Annotated in this window: 18 protein-coding genes and 1 tRNA gene; 8 read left to right on the top strand and 11 right to left on the bottom strand. The window is 66.5% G+C overall.

The window, feature by feature from the left end; genetic code table 11:
- The first annotated feature begins 2 nt into the window (after nt 1-2).
- Genes C489_RS08550 through C489_RS08540 form a run of 3 tightly spaced genes read left to right on the top strand, consistent with a single transcriptional unit; the run spans nt 3 to nt 4550 of the window.
- Nucleotides 3-1169, top strand: coding sequence for an alpha-1,4-glucan-protein synthase (locus C489_RS08550; RefSeq protein ID WP_006430815.1), 1167 nt, complete (start codon nt 3-5; stop codon nt 1167-1169).
- Nucleotides 1170-1194: 25 nt separating this feature from the next.
- On the top strand, nt 1195-2319 hold the full coding sequence (locus C489_RS08545; RefSeq protein WP_006430814.1) for an extracellular solute-binding protein: 1125 nt from the start codon (nt 1195-1197) through the stop codon (nt 2317-2319).
- A 17-nt stretch (nt 2320-2336) separates the two neighbouring features.
- Nucleotides 2337-4550: an ArnT family glycosyltransferase gene (locus C489_RS08540; protein WP_049890714.1), complete on the top strand. Its 2214-nt coding sequence runs from the start codon at nt 2337-2339 to the stop codon at nt 4548-4550.
- Between the two features lie 147 nt (nt 4551-4697).
- Here C489_RS08540 and C489_RS08535 read toward each other — a convergent pair whose 3' ends face one another.
- From C489_RS08535 to C489_RS08525, 3 genes are all read right to left on the bottom strand, one after another.
- A complete protein-coding gene (locus tag C489_RS08535) occupies nt 4698-5465 on the bottom strand; it encodes a dolichyl-phosphate hexose transferase (protein WP_006430812.1) in 768 nt (255 codons plus the stop codon).
- Nucleotides 5466-5528: 63 nt separating this feature from the next.
- Nucleotides 5529-7166 (bottom strand): GMC family oxidoreductase, encoded by a 1638-nt coding sequence (locus C489_RS08530; protein ID WP_006430811.1) that lies wholly within the window; start codon nt 7164-7166, stop codon nt 5529-5531.
- Nucleotides 7163-7705, bottom strand: a complete 543-nt coding sequence (locus C489_RS08525; RefSeq protein WP_006430810.1) for a gluconate 2-dehydrogenase subunit 3 family protein — start codon at nt 7703-7705, stop codon at nt 7163-7165. The genes C489_RS08530 and C489_RS08525 overlap by 4 nt, the downstream gene beginning before the upstream one ends.
- 233 nt (nt 7706-7938) lie before the next feature.
- Between C489_RS08525 and C489_RS08520 the strand changes: the two genes are divergently transcribed.
- Nucleotides 7939-9573, top strand: a complete 1635-nt coding sequence (locus C489_RS08520; protein WP_006430809.1) for an ABC transporter permease — start codon at nt 7939-7941, stop codon at nt 9571-9573.
- 52 nt (nt 9574-9625) lie between these two features.
- Here the strand turns inward: C489_RS08520 and C489_RS08515 are convergent, their stop codons facing one another.
- The 6 genes from C489_RS08515 to C489_RS08490 all read right to left on the bottom strand — a co-directional run bounded on the left by C489_RS08515 (nt 9626) and on the right by C489_RS08490 (nt 13759).
- Nucleotides 9626-10318 carry an SOS response-associated peptidase gene (locus C489_RS08515; RefSeq protein ID WP_049890728.1) on the bottom strand — a complete coding sequence of 231 codons (693 nt, stop codon included), beginning with the start codon at nt 10316-10318 and terminating at the stop codon, nt 9626-9628.
- Nucleotides 10319-10891: 573 nt separating this feature from the next.
- Nucleotides 10892-10972, bottom strand: a tRNA-Ser gene (locus C489_RS08510).
- 47 nt (nt 10973-11019) lie between these two features.
- Nucleotides 11020-11265 carry a hypothetical protein gene (locus C489_RS08505; RefSeq protein WP_006430806.1) on the bottom strand — a complete coding sequence of 82 codons (246 nt, stop codon included), beginning with the start codon at nt 11263-11265 and terminating at the stop codon, nt 11020-11022.
- 6 nt (nt 11266-11271) lie between these two features.
- A complete protein-coding gene (locus tag C489_RS08500; RefSeq protein ID WP_006430805.1) occupies nt 11272-11661 on the bottom strand; it encodes a Rid family detoxifying hydrolase in 390 nt (129 codons plus the stop codon).
- Nucleotides 11662-11840: 179 nt separating this feature from the next.
- The gene (gene ilvA, locus C489_RS08495) at nt 11841-13052 is read right to left on the bottom strand and encodes a threonine ammonia-lyase (protein ID WP_006430804.1); all 1212 of its coding nucleotides are present in this window, start codon (nt 13050-13052) and stop codon (nt 11841-11843) included.
- Between the two features lie 257 nt (nt 13053-13309).
- Complete coding sequence (locus tag C489_RS08490; protein WP_006430803.1) at nt 13310-13759, bottom strand: gamma-glutamylcyclotransferase family protein; 450 nt, start codon at nt 13757-13759, stop codon at nt 13310-13312.
- Nucleotides 13760-13957: 198 nt separating this feature from the next.
- Between C489_RS08490 and C489_RS08485 the strand changes: the two genes are divergently transcribed.
- Entirely contained in the window at nt 13958-15007 is a 1050-nt protein-coding gene (locus C489_RS08485) for a DUF7490 domain-containing protein (protein WP_006430801.1), read from the top strand.
- Complete coding sequence (locus tag C489_RS08480) at nt 15004-15345, top strand: hypothetical protein (protein ID WP_006430800.1); 342 nt, start codon at nt 15004-15006, stop codon at nt 15343-15345. Before C489_RS08485 ends, C489_RS08480 begins: the two co-directional genes overlap by 4 nt.
- A gap of 71 nt (nt 15346-15416) precedes the next feature.
- Here C489_RS08480 and citZ read toward each other — a convergent pair whose 3' ends face one another.
- A complete protein-coding gene (gene citZ, locus C489_RS08475; RefSeq protein WP_006430799.1) occupies nt 15417-16565 on the bottom strand; it encodes a citrate synthase in 1149 nt (382 codons plus the stop codon).
- A gap of 324 nt (nt 16566-16889) precedes the next feature.
- Here citZ and C489_RS08470 point away from each other — a divergent pair, with 324 nt between their 5' ends.
- A complete protein-coding gene (locus C489_RS08470; protein ID WP_006430798.1) occupies nt 16890-18098 on the top strand; it encodes an MFS transporter in 1209 nt (402 codons plus the stop codon).
- A 33-nt stretch (nt 18099-18131) separates the two neighbouring features.
- On the opposite strand, the gene C489_RS08465 is transcribed toward C489_RS08470, so the two are convergent.
- Entirely contained in the window at nt 18132-18506 is a 375-nt protein-coding gene (locus C489_RS08465) for a VOC family protein (protein ID WP_006430797.1), read from the bottom strand.
- Between the two features lie 111 nt (nt 18507-18617).
- Between C489_RS08465 and C489_RS08460 the strand changes: the two genes are divergently transcribed.
- On the top strand, nt 18618-19055 hold the full coding sequence (locus tag C489_RS08460) for a universal stress protein (RefSeq protein WP_006430796.1): 438 nt from the start codon (nt 18618-18620) through the stop codon (nt 19053-19055).
- The last annotated feature ends 36 nt before the right edge of the window (nt 19056-19091 follow it).

Raw genomic sequence — 19091 nt, 5'->3', positions numbered from 1 at the left:
CAATGAGTCAGGATATCTGTGTCGTCGTACCGACAATCCGGGAATACGAGTGTCTGCGCTCGTACTTCGGGAACGCTCGCGACCACGGCTTCGACCTCTCGCGGCTGCACGTCGTCCTCGTCACCGAGGACTTCTGTGAGACCGACGAGATGGAAGCGATGCTCGAGGACGAGGGCGTCTCGGGCGAGGTCTTCGACGGGAGCCGACGCGAGGAGTGGTACGCCGAGCACGACGTCGCCGAGTACGGCCACGTCGTCCCGGCGGCGAGCCACGCCGAGACGAGCTTCGGCCTCCTCTACATGTGGGCCCACGACGAGTTCGACTACGGCTTTTTCATCGACGACGATACGCTCCCCCACGAGGATCAGGACTTCTTCGGCACACACATGGAGAATATCGCCTACGAGGGCGAGATCGAGACCGTCTCCTCGGACGAGCAGTGGGTCAACGTCCTCTACCAGAACGCCGACGTTCACGGCCTCTATCCGCGTGGCTACCCCTACTCGGCGATGAACGAGACGGTCGAGACCGGGACGACCGAGATCGGCGGCGGCGAGGTCGTGGCCTCACAGGGACTGTGGACCAACGTCCCCGATCTCGACGCCGTCCGCATTCTGATGGACGGCGACCTCGAGGGTCAGGCCCAGACGCGGACCTCGAGCGACGACTTCGGCGACGATTTCGTCGCCGCGCGAGGCAACTACCTCACCGTCTGCTCGATGAACCTGGCCTTCCGCCGCGAAGTGATCCCGGCGTTCTACCAACTCCCAATGGACGACAACGAGTGGGCGGTCGGCCGGTTCGACGACATCTGGTCGGGCGTCTTCCTCAAACGGGCCTGCGACGTGCTCGACAAGCGGATCTACAACGGTGCGCCCCTCTGCGAGCATAACAAGGCCCCCCGAAGTACCTTCGACGATCTGAACAACGAGGTCCCAGGGCTGGAACTCAACGAACACCTCTGGCGAATCATCGACGACGTCGGCGGCGACGCGGACGACTACGCCGATGTCTTCGAGGCGATGGCCGACGAACTCGCCGAGGGCGACTGGGAGGAGTACAACAACGGCGCGTTCTTCAACTACGTCGGCGAGCACATGCGCGACTGGCTCGACTGTCTGTCGGCCCTCGAGCGGACGGCACCCGTCGCGGGGAATCGACGCCTATAAGTATATTTAGGGCAGCCTAAATCACATGACGGAACAACGCGATTTCACGGGCCGACGGGCGTTTCTCGCCGGATCGGCCGGACTCGGTATGGCCAGCCTCGCCGGATGTGCAGGGCTGATAGGCGGCGACGAGGAAGAGGAGGAGAACGTCTTCAACCAGATCGGGTCGGGGCGGTCAGGCCGCGGCCAGCCCGGCGGGACGCCGATGGCGGACCTGCCGGCCCTCGAGGGCGAACTCCATATCTACTCCGGGCGAAACGAGTTCCTCGTCGGCACGCTCATCAGCAGTCTCGAGGACGAGTACGACGACTTCGAGGTCGTCGGCCCTCGATACAACGACTCGTCGGATCTCGCGAACCAGATCGCCGAAGAGGGGTCGGGGACGGACGCGGACGTCTTCTTTACGGTCGACTCCGCCGCGCTCGGCGAGGTCGCGAGCGAGGGGCTGTCGAAGAGCCTCTCGGACGACGTCCTCGAGATGGTCCCCCAGGAGTTCCGGACCGACCAGTGGGTCGGGACCTCCGGCCGCGTTCGAACGATCCCGTACAACAGTGAGGCGTTCGACGAGAGCGAAATGCCCACGAGCATCGCCGACTACACCGATTTCGAGGGAGACCTCGGCTGGGCACCCACCTACGGCTCCTGCCAGTCGTTCGTCACCGCGATGCGGCTGCTCGAGGGCGAAGAGACGACTCGCGAGTGGCTGCAAGCCGTCGTCGACAACGGCATTACCGCGTACAATGACGAGCTGGCCGTCTGTCAGGCCGTCGCGGACGGCGAAATCGACGCGGGCTTTACGAACCACTACTACATCCAGCGCGTCCTCGACGGGTCACCGGACGCGCCGATCGAGACGGTGTTCACCGAGGGCGACGCCGGTGCGACGTTCGACGTGGCGGGAGCGACCGTCATCGAGAACACGGACGTCCCCGATCTGGCGGAGAACTTCGTCCGCCATCTGCTCTCGGCCGAAGTCCAGGAGTACTTCGCGGTCGAGACGTTCGAATACCCGCTGATCGAGGAGGGCGAACCCGTCGGCGAACTGCCGCCGACCAACGAACTGAACGTCCCCGATCTCGACCCGTCGGAGCTGTCCGACCTCCAGCCGACGCTGGATCTCATGCGCAGTATCGACGGCATCAACGTCTAAGCGGTCACCCTCTTCTCGTGCTCAGCGATCTACGCTCCCGATTGCCGACCGGCCCCGACGGGATCCGCCGCGTCCATCTGGCCGCGTTCATCGTCGTCTGTCTCGCCGCCGTCGCGGTCTGGACGCTCGCGACCGAGCTCTTTCCCTACCACTCGAGCAACGACGACGAGGGGGTCTACCTCCTGCAGGCGGCGCTGTTACTCGAGGGACAGCTCACGCTGCGGGCCGGCGAACTCGCCGATGCGTTCCGGCCGTGGTTTTTCATACAGGACGGCGGCCGACTCTACTCGAAGTACTCGCCGGTCATCCCCGCGATGTACGCGGTTTCGATGGCGCTGTTCGGCGAGCCGCGGGTGACGCTCGTCGCCGTCGCGGTGGGCAACACCGCGCTGGTCTATATCCTCGGGGCGATGGTGTTCGACCGCTGGATCGGCGTCGTCGCCGCGGCCGTTTTCGCCGCTGCCCCGATGACGTTGCTGACGTCGTCGGTGTTCCTCCCGTACGCGCCGACGACGCTCTTGAACCTCCTCTTCGCGGTGTGGTATCTCCGCGGCGTCCGCGGGGGACGACTCCGCAACGCGGTCCCGGCCGGTGGGGCGATCGGACTGGCCTTTTTCGCGCGGCCGTACACGGCCGTCCTGTTCGCCGCGCCGTTCATCTGTCACGCGGGCTGGTCGGTGCTCCGCTCGGTTCGGGACCGCTGGTGGGAACGGGGATTCAGGCCGCTTCCGGACCCCGTTCGACGGAACGCCGCGACCGCCGGGGTCGGACTGGCGTTCGTCGGGCTGACGCTCGCGTACAACGCTCGCGTCACGGGCTCTCCGCTCACCTTTCCCTACGCCGCGTTCGCCCCGCTCGACGGACCCGGCTTTGGCCACCGCGAACTCCTCGATCACTCGCTCGAGTACACGCCGGCCGTCGCGCTCGAGGCGAACGCCGCCGCGCTCTGGTACTTCGTCACCCGCTGGTTCACCGCCGGGCTGCTCGGAACGGCCGCCGCGCTGGGCGGACTTGCCCTCGCGCTGTGGCGGTGGCTTCCCGTCCCCGCCTCGGAGGGGACGAGCGACTGGGGGAGCGACCGAACCGCGGGCCTGCTGCTGGCCGGGCTCTTCGTCTCTGTCACGCTCGGGAATTTCGCGTTCTGGGGCAACTACAACGTCCACGCCGGGATGGCCGACCCGACGACCGGGCTCCTCTCGAAGTTCGGGCCGTTCTATCACTTCGACCTGCTCGTCCCGCTCTCGATCTTCGCCGGGTTCGGCGTCGTCGTCGGCGCTCGGCGCTGTCGCGACGCCGCAGTCCGAAGCCGGATCGCGACCGTCGCCTCGCCGCGAACGGCTCAAGCCGTCGTCCTCGCCGTCCTGCTCGCGAGCGCCCTCGTCGCCGGGGCGGGGAACGCCGCCCTCCTCTCGGACCCGGTCGAGCGCAACGCCGTCCACACCGAGCGCTTCGAGTCAGCCTACGAGCCGGTCGAAGAGCGGGACCTCGAGAACGCGCTGGTCTTCCTGCCGGCACCCTATGGCCAGTGGCAGAACCATCCCTTCCAGGCGCTCCGGAACGACGGCGGCCTGGACGGGGAGGTGGTCTACGCGCTCGAGGGCTCCCCGGAACGTGATTTCGCCGTCCTCGACGCCTATCCGAATCGGAGCCACTACCGGTACAGCTATCAGGGCGAGTGGACGGCCACACCCGACGACGAGATCGTCGCCCAGCTCGAACCGCTTTCGGTCCGCTCGGGCGACCGGCTCGAGGGAACCACTACCGTCGGAATCGCCGATCGAGTGGACCGGGTTCGGGTCCGCCTCGAGAACGACGGCGAGGTCGCCGACTACACCGTCGCCGATCCCGACAGCGAGCTAGCCGTCAGGTGGACCCTCGAGCGCGACGCCGCGAACGGAAGCGACGCGGAAGCGAACGCGACCGCCCGCCGCGGGACCGTTCGACTGACCCGATCGCCGAGCGAGAGCGTATCGTTCGACGGGACCGACGAGATCGTGTTGACGATCACGCAGGTCCAGCCGGAGGGGGCGACGTACACCTATCGGCAGGAGACGACCGTCCGGGCGACCGAGGGCGGCGTCGAGGCGATCTGGCCGCCGGAGCGACGCGGCTGTCGGCTCGCCACCGATTGCGGGACCGAGGGGACCTACCTCCCCGACCGGCCGGAGACCCACAGCCGGTGGGAGCAGTTCGACACGCGACTCGAGCCCGCAGCGGCGTCTCGAGAGTGAGACCGTCCGGCAGCGATCGGCGGACTCGATAGAGAAGTGAAACGGGTCGGTGGCGGCTCTCCGTTTTCAGACGGACTGCTGTACGTCAGTTCCGGCGCGACCGCGAACTGTCCCGCGGTTTCCGGTAGATCGGTACACCAGATCCTATCAGTCGTCTCGCGACTGCGTCGGTCGATGTGGCAGCTCTCGGAGGCGCTCCTCGAGCGAGACTTTGACGATCGAGCGCGCGATCTCGAGGCCGCCTTGCAGCGGATCGAGTTTCGTCTGGCCGGCGCGCTCGCGGTACTCGATGGGGTGTTCCCGAACGTCGTAGCCCCGCATCAGCGGTCGGATCAGGAGTTCGGCCGAGAGGCCGGTGTTCTCGGTCCATTCGATCGACTCGACCACGTCGCGGCGGTAGGCCCGCATGCCGGTGGTCGTGTCGTGGACGCGAGTGCCCAGCAGGACGCTCGCGACCGCCGCGAAGACCTGATTACCGAAGCGATTGAACCCGGGCATCGCGTCCGCTCCGTGGTAGAGCCGATCGCCGCTGACGACGTCGTGGCCGTCGTTGATCAGCGCGAGGAATTCGGGCAGTTGCTCCATCGGGTAAGTATCGTCGCAGTCGGTCGTGACGACGATCGGCCGATCGGGCGCTAAGATCGCCGCGCGGACGGCGACGCCGTACCCCTGTGGTTGCTGTTCGATGACCGTCGCGCCGTGTTCGCGGGCGATCTCGGGCGTGCGGTCCGAGGAGCCGTCGACGCAGACGACCTCCGCCTTCCCGTCGGTGACTTCCTCGATATCAGAGAGGACCGTCCCGATTGCTTCCTCCTCGTTGTACGTTCCCATGACGACGCTGACGTCGTCGAAGGTGTACTGTTCGCCCGTCTCGTCGGCCCTCTCCGTCGTCTCGGTCTGCTCTCCGCTACTCATTGGCGGTACTCTCTGCCCACCGTATTTATGCTTTTAGGTTTGCCTAAAAACGTGCGTCGGCAGTTACAGGTTTTTGAGAACGTGATCCGCGGCTTTCAGTGCGAGCGCCGCGATCGTCAGCGTCGGGTTCATCGCTCCCGCGGTCGGGAAGACGCTGCTTGAGGCGATCCAGCAGTTCTCGAGGTCGTGGGTCCGTAAATCCGGACCGACGACGCTCTCGGTCGGATCGGTGCCCATCCGGGTCGTCCCCATGTGGTGGTTGGTCGGAACGGTGTTTCCGGGGCCCTCTTGCCAGTGAATCTCGGCACCCAGTTCCTCGAAGACGGCCGCTTGGATCTCGGTGGCTCGCTCGATCGTCCGCTCGGCTCGGTCGCCGACGGTCCAGTGAACGTCAGGGACGGGATTGCCGCGGTCGTCGGTCCGGTCGGGGTCGAGCCCGACGTAGCTGTCCTCGCGTGGCAGCTGTTCGATTAGCGCGCCCAGTGCGATGTGGGTGCCGTAGTCGCCGCGGATTCGCTCGAGTAAGTCGTCGCCCCAGTCGTCGCCGGTCAGCGCCATGCCGACCGGCGAGGGCCCAGCGAAGTTGAAGAACTCGAGTTTGAAGGGGGCGTACTCCGCGTCGGCGTCGTCGTAGAACTGGTGGGACTCGCTGGTGTGGAACCCGACGTGGTTCTGCCGGGTCGGTTCGTCGAGAACGCCGAAGGTCCCGGCGAAGCTGTGTTCCATGAAGAACTGCCCGACGCGGCCACTCGAGTTCGCGAGCCCGTCGGGGTAGTGACTCGAGTCCGACAGGAGCAGCAAGCGGGGCGTCTCGACGCCACCGCAGGCGACGACGAACGCGTCGGCTTCCTGTCGATGCGTCTCGTCGTCGGGCGTCGCGTAGACGGCCGCCGAAATCGACTCCGCGTCGTGCTCGAGGCGCTGGACCGGCGCGCGATCGATCACGGTCGCGCCCTTACCCTCGGCGCGCTCGACGTGGACGGTCGCGTCATACTTCGCGCCGGAGGGACAGACCGGCCGGCAGGTCCCGTAGCCGACGCAGGCGCTGCGACCGTCGTAGCCCTCGGAGTTACGCGCGTTGGGCACGGAGTGCATCGCGATCTCGAGTTCGTCGCAGGCCTCGGCGAACAGGCCGTCGCTGTAGGAGGGCGGAAACGCCGGCATCGGATGGGGGTCCTCGCGGGGCGGCGCGAACGGGTTGTCGGCGGCACCGGCGACCCCCAATTCTCGCTCCGCCTCGGCGTAGTACGGGCGGAGGTCCGCGTAGTCGATCGGCCAGTCCACACCGACCCCGCGGACGCTCCGGGAGTTGAAATCGGCCTCGTGGAGGCGCATCACCATCCCCTGCCAGTGCAGCGTCGAGCCGCCGACACCCTTGACGCGGGCGCGGTTCAACGGATAGTGCCGGTCGCCCGACGCCGAGTAGGCGTCGCGCTCCGGATCGCCGTCCCAGACGTCGGGGCGGTCGTACGACGGTCTGAGGGCCCGTTCCTGTCTGGCGAGCCGATCGGCCGGATCGAACCGCGGCCCGGCCTCGAGGATCACGACCTCGCGGCCGGCCTCGGCAAGCCGATCCGCGACGATCCCGCCTGCGGGCCCCGCACCGATCACACAGACATCGGCGTCGTCGACCGGCGTGCGGTCGGCGTCCCCGTCAGTGACTGGCCGCGCCGATTCGGCGGGCGGGCGACTCCCGCTCACGCGCTCGGACCCCGTTGATAACTCTCGAGCCCGCCCGGATGACCGATCGGGTTCTCGATGCCGGCCAGCTCACTGCCCGTCGGCGAGGTGTACAGCGCCAACAGGAGTTCGTTGACGACGTAGTACCGCGTCCGCTCCGCCGCCGTCCCGTCAGGGTCCGCCGCGGCGGTGTCCGCCCCGATCTCGCGCAGACACCGATCCCGGTCGTCCGGGGACAGCGCCGGGAAGCCGTCGCCGTACCACCCCCGGGCGGCCTCGTTCAGTTCCGCGACCACGGCATCCAGCTTCGCCGCGTGCGATCGGGTTTCGAGGCGGCCGTCGAGAAAGGTCTCGACGAACGGTTCGACGCCGGTGACCGCGCTGGGATAGACGGTCTCGGCGGTCGCGACCAGCGTCCGGCGAATCCGCTCCGTATCGATATCGGCCGCCCGGTCGCCGGACCCGTCGGGGCCCGATCCAGTCGGGGCCGCACAGCCCGCCAGCGTCCCGCCGCCGAGCGCAGCCAGTGCGGCGACCGCGTCTCGCCTTGTCAGCTCCATACGGAGGGATTAGGCAAACCTAAACCTTATACCCATTGGAACGAGAAGAACGGGTACCAGCCGAATCAGCCGCGGCGGAGACCGCTGCCGACCGACGATGACCACGGGCGGTCGCCGTCTCCGAGCGCGTCAGAACGGTCGGGCAGAATCGCCAATTATTCCGTCGTGCTCGCCCGACGATCACAAGACAGCAGTCACGCCGACTACCCAGTGGCACACTCGAGGACATACTGATGAAATCGCTCCGCTCAGGACGACGGGAAACGACCGACGGACCACCGCTCGGACTGGTGTTCCTGTCCGGTGTGATCGCCGCGAGTATGCTGCTCCCGCTCACGTATCTCCTGTTCGAGGCGACGACCGTCGACACGGCTCGTCTCTGGGAGATGCTCGTCCGACCGCAGACGGCCACCATCGTGACGAACAGCCTCCTACTCATGGCCGGCGTCGCGGTGCTGTCGGCGCTGATCGGCGTTCCGCTCGCGTGGCTCACCGTCCAGACGGACCTGCCTTTCCGCCGGTTCTGGGCCGTCGTCGTCGCCCTGCCGCTGGTCGTCCCGAGCTACATCGGCGCGTTCGCCTTCGTCTCCGCCTTCGGTCCGCAAGGCGAGTTCCAGTCCATCCTCGAGCCGCTGGGCATCGAGCAGTTACCGGAGATCTACGGCCTCCCCGGTGCGACGCTCGTCATCACGCTCTATACCTATCCGTACGTCTACCTGACGGTGCGGGCCGCGCTGCTCTCCTTCGATACGACGCTCCTCGACGCCGCCCGAACCCTGAACCACGATACGTGGACCGCCTTTCGCCGGGTGACGCTCCCGCAGGTCCGCCCGGCCGTCGTCGCCGGCGGCCTGCTCGCAGCGCTGTACGCCGTCTCCGACTTCGGAACGCCAGCGATCATGCAACTGCCCGTCTTCACCCAGCAAATATTCCTCGAATACCGCTCGTTCGGCCGCGACTACGCGGCCTTCCTCTCCTTGCAGTTGCTTGCGGTCGTCCTCGTCGTCCTCGTCCTCGAGTGGTGGGCCCGTCCCGAGCGGACGGTGTCGGGCGACGGCTCCGAGGGCTCGAGCGGCCCCGTCGTCGAACTCGGGCGGTGGCGCTGGCCGGCGACGCTGTTGCCCGCGGGCGTGACGGGAATCGCACTGCTCGTCCCGCTGTGGATCCTCGGGCTCTGGCTCGTGACCGCCGATCCGGACGCGCGGCCGTCGCTGGCGTTCGAACTCGAGTACGCCGTCAACTCCATCATGGTCGCCGGCGCGGCCGCGCTCGTGGCCGTGGTCGTCGCCCTGCCGGTCGCGTACGTCGCGGCCAGACACGACTCGCGGCTGTCGACCGTCTTCGAGCGGGCGACCTACGTCGGCTTTGCCGTGCCGGGCATCGTCCTCGGACTGGCGCTGGTCTCCTTTGCGACGAGCTACGAGACCATCCGCCAAACGTACAATCTGACCGCCTTCCCGGCGCTCTACCAGACGATTCCGTTGCTCGTGTTCGCCTACGTCGTCCGGTTCATGCCCCAGGCGGTCGGCTCGATCCGGACCACGACGCTACAGGTCGATACGAAACTGGTCGAGGCCGCCCACACCCTGGGCGAGACGCCACTTCGCACGTTCCGGAAGGTGACACTGCCACTCATCGCCCCGGGCGTGACCGCCGGTGCCGCGCTGGTCTTCCTGACGACGATGAAGGAACTGCCGGCGACCTTGCTCCTTCGGCCGACCGGGTTCGAGACCCTCGTCACGATCATCTGGAAAGCACAGGGCGAGGCGTTCTTCCAGTACGCCGTCATCCCCGCCTTGCTGTTGCTCGTCGTCTCCGGACTGTCACTGCTCGTGCTCCTCACGCAAGGCGGTCGCGAAGGGCTCTGAATCGTCTCGAGCGGTCACGACGGACGGACCACTCACTCGTTTGCGGTCGCGCTTAGAGCGGCTCGACCAGCGACGGCTCGTCGGTCGCGGGATCGTTCACCGCCGTCGAGACCGGATACGCCTCCATCCCGTCTACCGGCCGCGGCTCGAGGGCCTCGCGGCCGGCGTCACCTGAGAGCCAGCGCTCCTCGGCGTCGGGCTCGAGGATCACCGCCATCCGGTGGTGCAGCTCCGAGACGAGCTCGTTCGGCTCGGTCGTCACGATGGTGAAGGTCTCGAGCGGCCCGCTTTCGGTCTCGTCGTCGACGCCACCGCCGAAGGCGTCGAGACCCGTCTGGGTCGTCTCGGGTTCCCAGCGCTCCCAGAGGCCGGCCATCGCGAACACCCGATCGTCCTCGAATCCGACTCGATAGGGCTGTTTTCCGGCGTCGGTCTCGACCCACTCGTAGAACCCATCGGCCGGAACGAGACACCGCCTGCGCTCGTAGGCCTCCCGAAAGCTCGGCTTCTCGTCGACGGACTCCGCCCGCGCGTTGATCAGCCCGCCGCTATCGTCGTCGGCCCACGACGGCACTAACCCCCACTCGAGTCGCCGGAACGAGTCGGGGTCGTCGTTCGTAATCACCGGAAGCTCCTGTCCGGGAGCCATGTTGTAGCGAGGGGCGAACTCGCGCTCCCGGAACTGGGCGTCGAACCGCGCCTCGAGGCCCTCCTGCTCGACGGTGAGCGTATAGCGACCGCACATACCGTCCCCTCGGGCCGCCGAGTAAAGGAGTGTTCCGTCTCGGTCGCCTTTCTCGAGCACCCGGCCAAACTAACCGAACCCACCGTCAGTATGCGGCCCTTACGACGACTTGAGCAGCGGGTACGGGCCCCGTTACGATATCCGATCCCGGTGGAGTCGAGAGCGGGGTCATCGTGAACGACCGATACGAAATGGTGGTGTGTCAGAGCGGTCAGCTGGAACTCAGAGACCCGGATGACCCCGACTGCTGGATCGCGACCGACTCCCCTGTCGAACTCGAACGGTAACGCGCTCCATCCGTACCCCTACCCTTTCATCGATGTACTCTCGCTCGAGAGAGCCGTTGCTCGCGATGTTGTTTGCAACAGAAACGCCAGGACAGGGATTTGAGCCACGGTCGGACGTGCTCGCTCGTTACACTCGCTGTGCGCGACCTCCCTGATTCAAATCCCTTCTTTGGATATCTGTCGCTCACGATGTTGTTCGCGGCAGAATATACCGTCACTGTAACGGTTACACGCATTCGCCGCGCAGTCGCGGCGAATGCGTTCACTGACTTACAATGACGGTATACGCCAGGACAGGGATTTGAACCCTGAATCCCAAAGGGAACACGCTTTCCAGGCGTGCGCCTTACCATTCGGCCATCCTGGCTCAGGTCATCCTAACCGGGTCCGTCGTTTAACCCTTACGAGATACGTTTACTCCGTCCGGCGATCGGCCGCCCACGCGGCGAGCCGTGGCTCGAGCACGTACGCCCCGATCCCCGCGACAATCCCGACGACCAGTCCGAGCCCCAGCGCACCCGTGATGGGCAGGAGCGGTGTCGCGAGCAGGGCGTAGCTCTGGACGAGCACCAGCACGGACAAGAGCCCGACAAGCCCCCACAGGGCGGCGGATTTCACCCGCGGACTGATCCCCATCCGCCCGGCCGGATAGCCGCTCACGGCGGGCTACGCCTCGTCCTCGAGGGACGCGATCGCTTCGATCTCGACGGCGACGCCCTTGGGCAGCGCCGATACCTCGACGGCGCTACGGGCCGGTGGCTGGTCGTCGAAGTAGTCGGCGTAGGCCTCGTTCATCGCGTCGAAGTCGTTGATATCCTCGAGGAAGACGCTCACCTTGAGGATGTCTTCGGCGCTCGCGCCGGCCTCGTCGAGGACGGCGTCGAGGTTGTACAGCGCCTGCTCGGTCTGGTTCTCGATAGGGTCGTCGTCGAGCAGGTTGCCGTCGGCGGTCATCGGGATCTGGCCGGCAGTGAACAGCAGCGAGTCGTTTCCGGCGGCCTGACTGTACGCGCCGACCGCAGCGGGCGCGTCGTCGGTTTCGATGATTCGTTTCATACCTCGAGGATGTGTCCGGGCGCGCTTAAAGCCTCGAGGTCCGGATCGCTTGGTGACGGCCGGGCGACCAGTAGCCGCTCGGGACCCGCAGCGGTGACGGCACCGCGAGTCGGTCGACGACAGCCGATCCGAGCCGCGAGTCGATCGATGGCAGCACCGAATCCGGCGAATCGGACGCCTCAGGCCAGTACGTCGACTTCGTACCCCGCGTCCCGGAGCGCCGCAAGGAAGCTATCGACGTGGTCGGGACCGCGCATCTCGAGTTCGATCTCGACCTCCGTATCGCTCATCTCGACGTCGCGGGAGGTCCGGTCGTGGTGGATCGCGTAGATGTTCGCCCGGTGTTCGGTGAAGATGTCCAGCAGGTCCTCGAGCGCGCCGGGTCGGTCCTTCAGTACGGTCCGGATCTTCAGGTAGCGGCCGGTCTCGACGAGGCCGCGGACGATGACGTTGGTGAGCGTGTTCAGGTCGATGTTGCCGCCACAGAGCGCGGGAACAATGGTCTCGTCCTCGTCGTAGTCGAACTTCTCGAAGAGGACCGCCGCGAGGGGAACCGCGCCCGCGCCCTCGACGAGGGTCTTCGAGCGCTCGAGCAGGTAGACCAGCGCGACGGCGATTTCGGGATCGGAGACAGTGACGACCTCGTCGACGTACTCCTGAATGTAGGGGAAGGTCCGCTCGCCGACGCTACGAGTGGCGATGCCGTCCGCGATGGTGTCGACGCCGTCGAGTGAGATCCGCTCGCCTTTCTCGAGGGATTTCGCAGCGCTCGAGGCCCCGTCGGCCTGGACGCCGATCACTCGCGTGTCGGGTTTTTGCTCCTTGATCGCGGTCGCGATGCCGCTGATGAGCCCGCCGCCGCCGATCGGGACGACGACAGTGTCGACCTCGGGACAGTCCTCGAGGATCTCGAGGCCGATCGTGCCCTGCCCGGCCATGACGTACTCGTCGTCGAAGGCGTGGACGTAGGTGTGCCCCTCCTCGCGCTCGATCTCGTGGGCGCGCTCGGCGGCCTCGTTGTAGTCCCTGCCGGAGAGGACGACCTCCGCGCCGTAGCTCTTGGTCGCCTTGACCTTCGAGATGGGCGCGTGCTCGGGCATGACGATCTTCGAGTCCACGCCCGACCGCGTGGCCGCGAGCGCGACCCCCTGAGCGTGGTTGCCCGCGCTCGCGGTGACGACGCCGGCGTCTTTCTGAGCCTCCGAGAGCGTCGCGATCCGGTTCGTCGCCCCGCGGATCTTGAACGCGCCCGTCCGCTGGAAGGTCTCCAGTTTCAGGCGGACGTCGGCTCCGGTCATCGCCGAATAGGTATGCGAGTGCTCGAGCGGCGTGTGCCGAGACGTCTCTCGGACTCGTTCGTGCGCCTCGAGAATATCGTCGAGTTCCAGCATACGACCGTCTACTCGGCGTGCAGTGTAAGGATTACTGTCGGAGGCGGGAGAGCCTATCGCCGGGCCCGCACCGTCGTCCGACAGCGATGTGCTGTCAAACCTGGACAGCACGACAGGGAATACAGGGAATGCACGGCGTGTGACGTGCAACTTGAGAAGGGGACCCTGACCATATAAATCTCATGCACCCGCGGTGGAAGTGAAACCGCAAGAGTGCGCCGGGGTGATCGCGGCGTCAGACGGAAGACAGACAGGCGTCATTCGGGTTTGCGGACCACCAGATCGGCACGCGAAACGACCGATTGGACCCGCTCGCGGAACGGGCCGTCACCGGGCCACGTCGCGTCGACGCCGAGCCGATCAGGGTCGCCGACGTACACCCAGCATCGGTCGTCGTTCCGGTCCCGGTTCGCGGCTGCCTGTCGGTCGTCATCCTGCCCCACTATTGGCACCGCGACTCGGGCGTAGAGTCCGTCCGCGATTCCCTCGTACCGGTCGAGTCGCTCGAGCCCCGCGTCATCGACCGCGAGTACTCGCCCGTCGACGCTGCCGCCGGGTACGAGCGTCGGATACCGGCCGTCGACGCGGTGGCATCCCTCGAGGGTCGCGCGGCCGACGACCGCGTCCGCCGCGCTCGCGGCGTCCGTCTCGAGGACGCTTCGAACGCGGTCCGGATCGGTCAGCGTGCCGTAGACGAAGACATCCACGAGTGGGCGTTCGGGCTCGAGGGGCTTGCACGTACCGCCGCCGACGGCGGAGCGGATCGGCGGAATCGCTGGTGACACACCGTCGTGAAGCCAGTCCGGCGGCCCATCTCGAGAACGAGGGCAGAGCGTCTTGGATCGACGCCGTCGTTCACCGCGAATTACACAAAACACTTATACAACTGCTCGGATCGGTGGAGTATGAACCGCGAGTCCCTCCTCGCCGTCGCGGCGCTCGCGGTCGTTCTCGGAGCGCTCACGACCCTCGCCGTCGCCGGTGCGGTCTCCGATCCCGGCGAATCCGAGACGGCCGCCGAAATCGAGCGCGCCGGCCAGGTCTCCCTGACCGAACTGACGATCAGCGCCGGCGAGATCACCGGCGGGACGGCGACCCTCGCCCTCGATACGCACCTCGAGCACCGCGGCGGTCCCGTCGCGAACGTCACGATCGTCCACCGGGCAACCGACACCGAGACCGGCCTCGTCGAGGCGACGACCGACCGCGAGGTCGGCCGGCTCGCGGACGAGTCCGAGCGCGTCGTCTCGAGTACGGTCGCCGTCCCCCGCGAGAGCAGCTACGAGATCGAGACGCTGGTCTACCGGGACGGCAACCGAACCGAGTCGACGAGCCACACCGTCGAGGGCGTGGGGTCGTTGACCCCCGGGTACGCCGACACCGCCGTCGAGTTCCACCGGTTCGGCGGCGACGGCGGCGGTCCCGCGGACGCGCCGTCGATCAGCTACTCGATCGAGTCGACGACCGACTCGACGGCAACGCTCGCGGTCGAGAGCTACCTCACGAACACGGGCGACGCCCCCGAGTCCGACCTCGAACTGGAACTCGTCGCCCGTCAGTCGGGCTCGAACGTCGTCGCCGACGCCGCGACCGTCGACCTGTCGACGATCGATCCCGGCAAGACCGCGTCGCCGACGGCCGAACTCACGGTTCCTGACGAGTACGACTACTACCTCGATGCGAGGCTCTGGCGGGACGGCACGATCGTCGGCACCGATCGGTCGGTCGCCAACCTCGGCCCGGGCGCGCTGTCGGTCAACGAGACGACGGCGGACAGCGGACTCGAGGTGAGCGACTTCGCCGGCGGCACCGCAACGAGCGACGACGGGTACGGGGGCTCCGATGACACTGGCAGCGCCGAGGACGCAAGCGAGGACGGGACGCCCGGCTTCGGTCTCGCCGTCACCGCGGCCGCCGTTCTCGCGACCATCGCACTCGCACGGAGGTTCCAATGACCGACACACCGACGAAGACCGACGCACAGATCGAGGCACCGGCGGACGACCAGCACCGCGACACCGACGACGCGTCCGCTGTCCCCGAATCGGACGGCGGGCTCGACCCCCGTTCCGAAACGATCCGGCGGTATCTCGTCTGGGGCGGGCTCGCGGTCTGTTCGGTGGTGGCGGTCGTCGCGCTGATCCGCTTCTACGGCAGCGTGACCGACGCCATCGATCTCTGGATCGACCCGAAATACCAGCCGCTGACACACGCCGCGTTCAACCTCACCGTCCTGCTGACCTCGTTGATCGGCGTCTCCGCGCTGGTCCGAGAACTGAGCGGTCGAGAGTAACGAAAACGACTCCGGTGCGGATACGATCGGGCAGGTGGGGACGATCGAGCGGGCCGAGTGATTCGCGGTTCCTATCGCTCTTCGAGCGGAACGAACTCCTGATCCTGCGGGCCGGTGTAGCGGGCGCGCGGGCGGATGAGGCGGTTGTCGTCCTGGTACTCGAGGACGTGGGCGATCCAGCCGCCGGCGCGGCTCATGGCAAAGATGGGCGTGTACATGTCGATCGGGATGCCGAGCTGGTAGTAGACCGAGCCGGAGTAGAAGTCGACGTTCGGAGCGATCCCCTTCTCGACGAGGCCCTTCTCCTCGGTGAGGAACTGCTCGATGGTGGTGGTGTAGTTGTACCACTTGTCCTCGCCGTTCTCGGCGAGTTCCTTGCTACGCTCCTGGAGGATCTTCGCGCGGGGGTCCTTGACGTTGTAGACGCGGTGGCCGAAGCCGGGGATGCGCCGTCCCTCGGCGGTGGCTTGTTCGACCCACTCGCGGTGGTCGAGGTCGCTCTCGTCGATTTCGATGAGGACTTCCATGACGTCCTGATTCGCGCCGCCGTGGAGCGGCCCCGAGAGGGCGCTGATGCCGCCGGTCACGGCGCTGTAGATGTCGGCCATCGTCGAGCCGATGACCATCGAGGTAAACGTCGAGGCGTTCAGCCCGTGGTCCGCGTGCAGGATAAGCGCCTGATCGAACGTCTCGGCGGCGATGTCGTCGGGCTCCTCGCCGGTCAGCATGTAGAGGAAATTCGCGGCGAGACCCAGATCCGGGTGGGGATCGACGGGCTCCTCACCGAGGCGGTAGCGCTCGAAGGCCGCGAGCGCGGTCGGGATCTTGGCCGTGATCCGACGGCCCTTCCGCAGCGTCGCGTCGAGGTCCTCGGGATCGGCGTCGGCTTCGGGTTCGTAGGCGGAGAACATCGAGACCGCAGTCCGGAGCGCGGCCATGGGACGTTCGTCGGCCGCGGCGAGTTTTTCCATCGTCTCGAGGACGTCGTCGTCGACCTCGCGCTCGTCCATCAGGGCCTCGGTGAACGGCTCGAGTTCGGCTTCGGTCGGGAGGTGACCGTTCCAGAGCAGGTAGAGCACTTCCTCGTAGCTCGCACCGCGAGCGAGATCCTCGATCGTGTAGCCGCGATAGATCAGTCGACCGGCATCACCGTCGATCGAACTGAGCTCCGATTCGGCAACCAACACACCCTCGAGCCCTTTCTTGAGGTCGTCAGACATGGTCAAGGATTTCGGACGCCAATGGAAAAGTATTATCGTTTGTCCGGTGCCGTCGATCGGTACCCCGGATGTCCGCATTTTGCCGGTTTTACGACTACAGACGAATGCTAGTCTCGTGATCAAACGAACAGATAGTCAGTCGATGGCCGGGAGGATTACTATAATTGTCTTTCGTGAAGAGTTGGGCGAGCGGCCGTCGCGAGTTTCGCCGGCGAAAACCCGATGACAAGTGCGGGACGGCAACGTGGAGCACGATTGCTGAACCTCGAGCAAAGCGTCACGGCGTCACTCTTTTTGAACCCCTTTGCAAAGGGTCACCGAGTGATGGATCGGTCGTACTGGAAGACGGTGTCGCTCGTCACGATCTGGCAGATTTCCGCGAGCATCTGTTATTATGCGATCTTCGCCGCGACGCCCTTTTTCCGGGACGCGTTCGGGCTCTCGCGGTTCTCGGTCGGCCTCGTGGTCACGACGCTTACCCTCGGCTACGCCGTCTTCCTGTTGCCCCTCGGCGCGCTGACGGACCGCTTCGGCGAGCGACTGACGCTGACGCTCGGTCTCATCGGGCTCGCGACGGGCACGCTCCTCGTCGCGGGCGCTCCGACGTACGCGCTGTTGCTCGCGGCAGTGTTCGTGTTGGGATCGGCGTACGGGACCGCGATTCCCGGGACGAACAAAGCCGTCTTCGACAACATCGACCCGGGTCGCCAGAACCTCGCGATGGGCATCAAACAGGTCGGCGTCACCGGTGGGAGCGGCATCAGCGCGCTCCTGATCACCGGTCTCGCGGGAGCGTTCGTCTGGCAAACCGGCTTTTTCGTCGCCGCGAGCGTCGGCGTGATCGTCGCCGTCGCCTTCTATCTAAGCTACTCGAGCGACAGCGACGGCGGCGTCGCCGACTATCCCGACTTCCGCGCGCTGCTCTCGAACCGGCCGTACCTCGTGTTGATGACCGCCGGGCTCTTCCTCGGCGCGGCCCTGTTCACGACGACCGGCTACACCGTCCTCTACGTCGAGGAGTCGATCGGCGCGTCCGTCGGCTTCGGCGGCGTCGTCCTCGCGCTCGTCCAACTGTTCGGCAGCGTCGGCCGCGTGTTGACCGGCTGGCTGAGCGACGTGCTCCCCGGCGAGCCCCGCGTCACGATCGGACTGTTGCTCGTCGTCCAGTCGCTTGGCAGCGCCGTCATGTTCGTCGTCGTCGCGTCGACGAGCACCGAATTCGGTGCCGCGGTCGCGTTCGCCGTGCTCGGCTTCTTCGTGCTCGGCTACACGGGCGTCTACTACTCCGTCATGGCGACGCTCGTCACCGCCGACGAGATGGGGGGCGCGACCGCCGGCGGCCAACTCGCGCTCACCAGCGGCGCGCTCGTCGCGCCGCCCGCGTTCGGCTATCTCGCCGACACGGTCGGCTACCGCACCTCGTGGCTCTTTCTGGCCGCCGTCGTGACGGTCGCGGCCGTGCTCCTCGTCCAGGTCGTCCGAACGCCGCCGGCCGTCGAGAACCCCGCCGTGACCGACGCCGCCGAAAAGTAGTTCCGCGAGTCCCACGACGCCACGTTCGTCGCCTTACTCGAGTTCTTCGACGAGTTCGACGACGTAGCCGTTCGGATCCTCGACGAACGCGACGCGGACGCCGATCTCGTCCATCGTCGTCGGCTCCGTCTCGACCGGCGGGTCCTCGCGCTCGACCAGTCGCTCGACGGTCTCGTCGGTGCTGTCGACGCCGACCGCGACGTGGGCCATCGACCCCGAGTCGATGTCGGTCTCGCCGTCGGGGTCGTACTTGAACTGGAACTCGCCGTGCTCGCCGCCGATGTAGACGTTTTCGACGCCGTCGTCGCCGGTGAACGACCAGTTCTCTTCCAGTCCGAGCCCGTCGATGTAGAACTCGCGTGTTCGGTCGATGTCCGATACCCACAGCGCGGTGTGAATGATATCCATGGTATCGTGGATGATGCCCCCAGTCAAAGGGTTACTGACATTCGTCGGCGGCACACTCAGGCGGTGGGAACTGCCAGTACGACTTTCATAACACGGCACCGAGGATCGGACATGTATCACGTCCTCATTCCGGTCGACACCGACGAGGAGCGCGTGACCGCACAGATCGAGACCCTGCGCTCGCTGCCGGCCGATCCCGACGACCTGTCGGTGACGGTCCTGCACGTCCTCGAGGAGATCGACACCATGCCCGACGAGGGCGGCGCGACGTTCATCGACGATCTCAACGAATCGCTGCCCGAGATCCGGGACGTGCCCGACACCGTGTCGCTGGTCGAAGACCGACTCGAGGGCGACGGTATCGAGGTCGACCGCGCGGAGTTGGTCGGCGACGCCGCCGGCGGAATCGGGCAGGTCGCGTCGGATATCGACGCCGACGCGATTCTACTGGGCGGCCGGAAGCGGTCCCCGGTCGGGAAAGCGCTCTTCGGCAGCGTCAGCCAGCAGGTCATCATCGACGCCGACCGGCCGGTCATCATCGCCGACTGACGCCGCGAAAGAGCAGACGGCTCGAGAACGGGCGCG

This window comes from Natrinema versiforme JCM 10478, from assembly GCF_000337195.1.
Classification (GTDB): domain Archaea; phylum Halobacteriota; class Halobacteria; order Halobacteriales; family Natrialbaceae; genus Natrinema; species Natrinema versiforme.
The sequence above is the reverse complement of the archived record's forward strand: the minus strand, read 5'-3'. Positions and strand labels throughout refer to the sequence as shown.

What these genes read in the sequence shown, in the direction of transcription:
- C489_RS08520 (WP_006430809.1), top strand. Translation starts at nt 7,939, where the DNA reads ATGAAATCGCTCCGCTCAGGACGACGGGAAACGACCGACGGACCACCG.
- C489_RS08535 (WP_006430812.1), bottom strand. Translation starts at nt 5,465, where the DNA reads ATGAGTAGCGGAGAGCAGACCGAGACGACGGAGAGGGCCGACGAGACG.
- citZ (WP_006430799.1), bottom strand. Translation starts at nt 16,565, where the DNA reads ATGTCTGACGACCTCAAGAAAGGGCTCGAGGGTGTGTTGGTTGCCGAA.
- C489_RS08460 (WP_006430796.1), top strand. Translation starts at nt 18,618, where the DNA reads ATGTATCACGTCCTCATTCCGGTCGACACCGACGAGGAGCGCGTGACC.
- C489_RS08525 (WP_006430810.1), bottom strand. Translation starts at nt 7,705, where the DNA reads ATGGAGCTGACAAGGCGAGACGCGGTCGCCGCACTGGCTGCGCTCGGC.
- C489_RS08500 (WP_006430805.1), bottom strand. Translation starts at nt 11,661, where the DNA reads ATGAAACGAATCATCGAAACCGACGACGCGCCCGCTGCGGTCGGCGCG.
- C489_RS08515 (WP_049890728.1), bottom strand. Translation starts at nt 10,318, where the DNA reads ATGTGCGGTCGCTATACGCTCACCGTCGAGCAGGAGGGCCTCGAGGCG.
- C489_RS08470 (WP_006430798.1), top strand. Translation starts at nt 16,890, where the DNA reads ATGGATCGGTCGTACTGGAAGACGGTGTCGCTCGTCACGATCTGGCAG.
- C489_RS08465 (WP_006430797.1), bottom strand. Translation starts at nt 18,506, where the DNA reads ATGGATATCATTCACACCGCGCTGTGGGTATCGGACATCGACCGAACA.
- C489_RS08545 (WP_006430814.1), top strand. Translation starts at nt 1,195, where the DNA reads ATGACGGAACAACGCGATTTCACGGGCCGACGGGCGTTTCTCGCCGGA.
- ilvA (WP_006430804.1), bottom strand. Translation starts at nt 13,052, where the DNA reads ATGCTGGAACTCGACGATATTCTCGAGGCGCACGAACGAGTCCGAGAG.
- C489_RS08480 (WP_006430800.1), top strand. Translation starts at nt 15,004, where the DNA reads ATGACCGACACACCGACGAAGACCGACGCACAGATCGAGGCACCGGCG.
- C489_RS08550 (WP_006430815.1), top strand. Translation starts at nt 3, where the DNA reads ATGAGTCAGGATATCTGTGTCGTCGTACCGACAATCCGGGAATACGAG.
- C489_RS08485 (WP_006430801.1), top strand. Translation starts at nt 13,958, where the DNA reads ATGAACCGCGAGTCCCTCCTCGCCGTCGCGGCGCTCGCGGTCGTTCTC.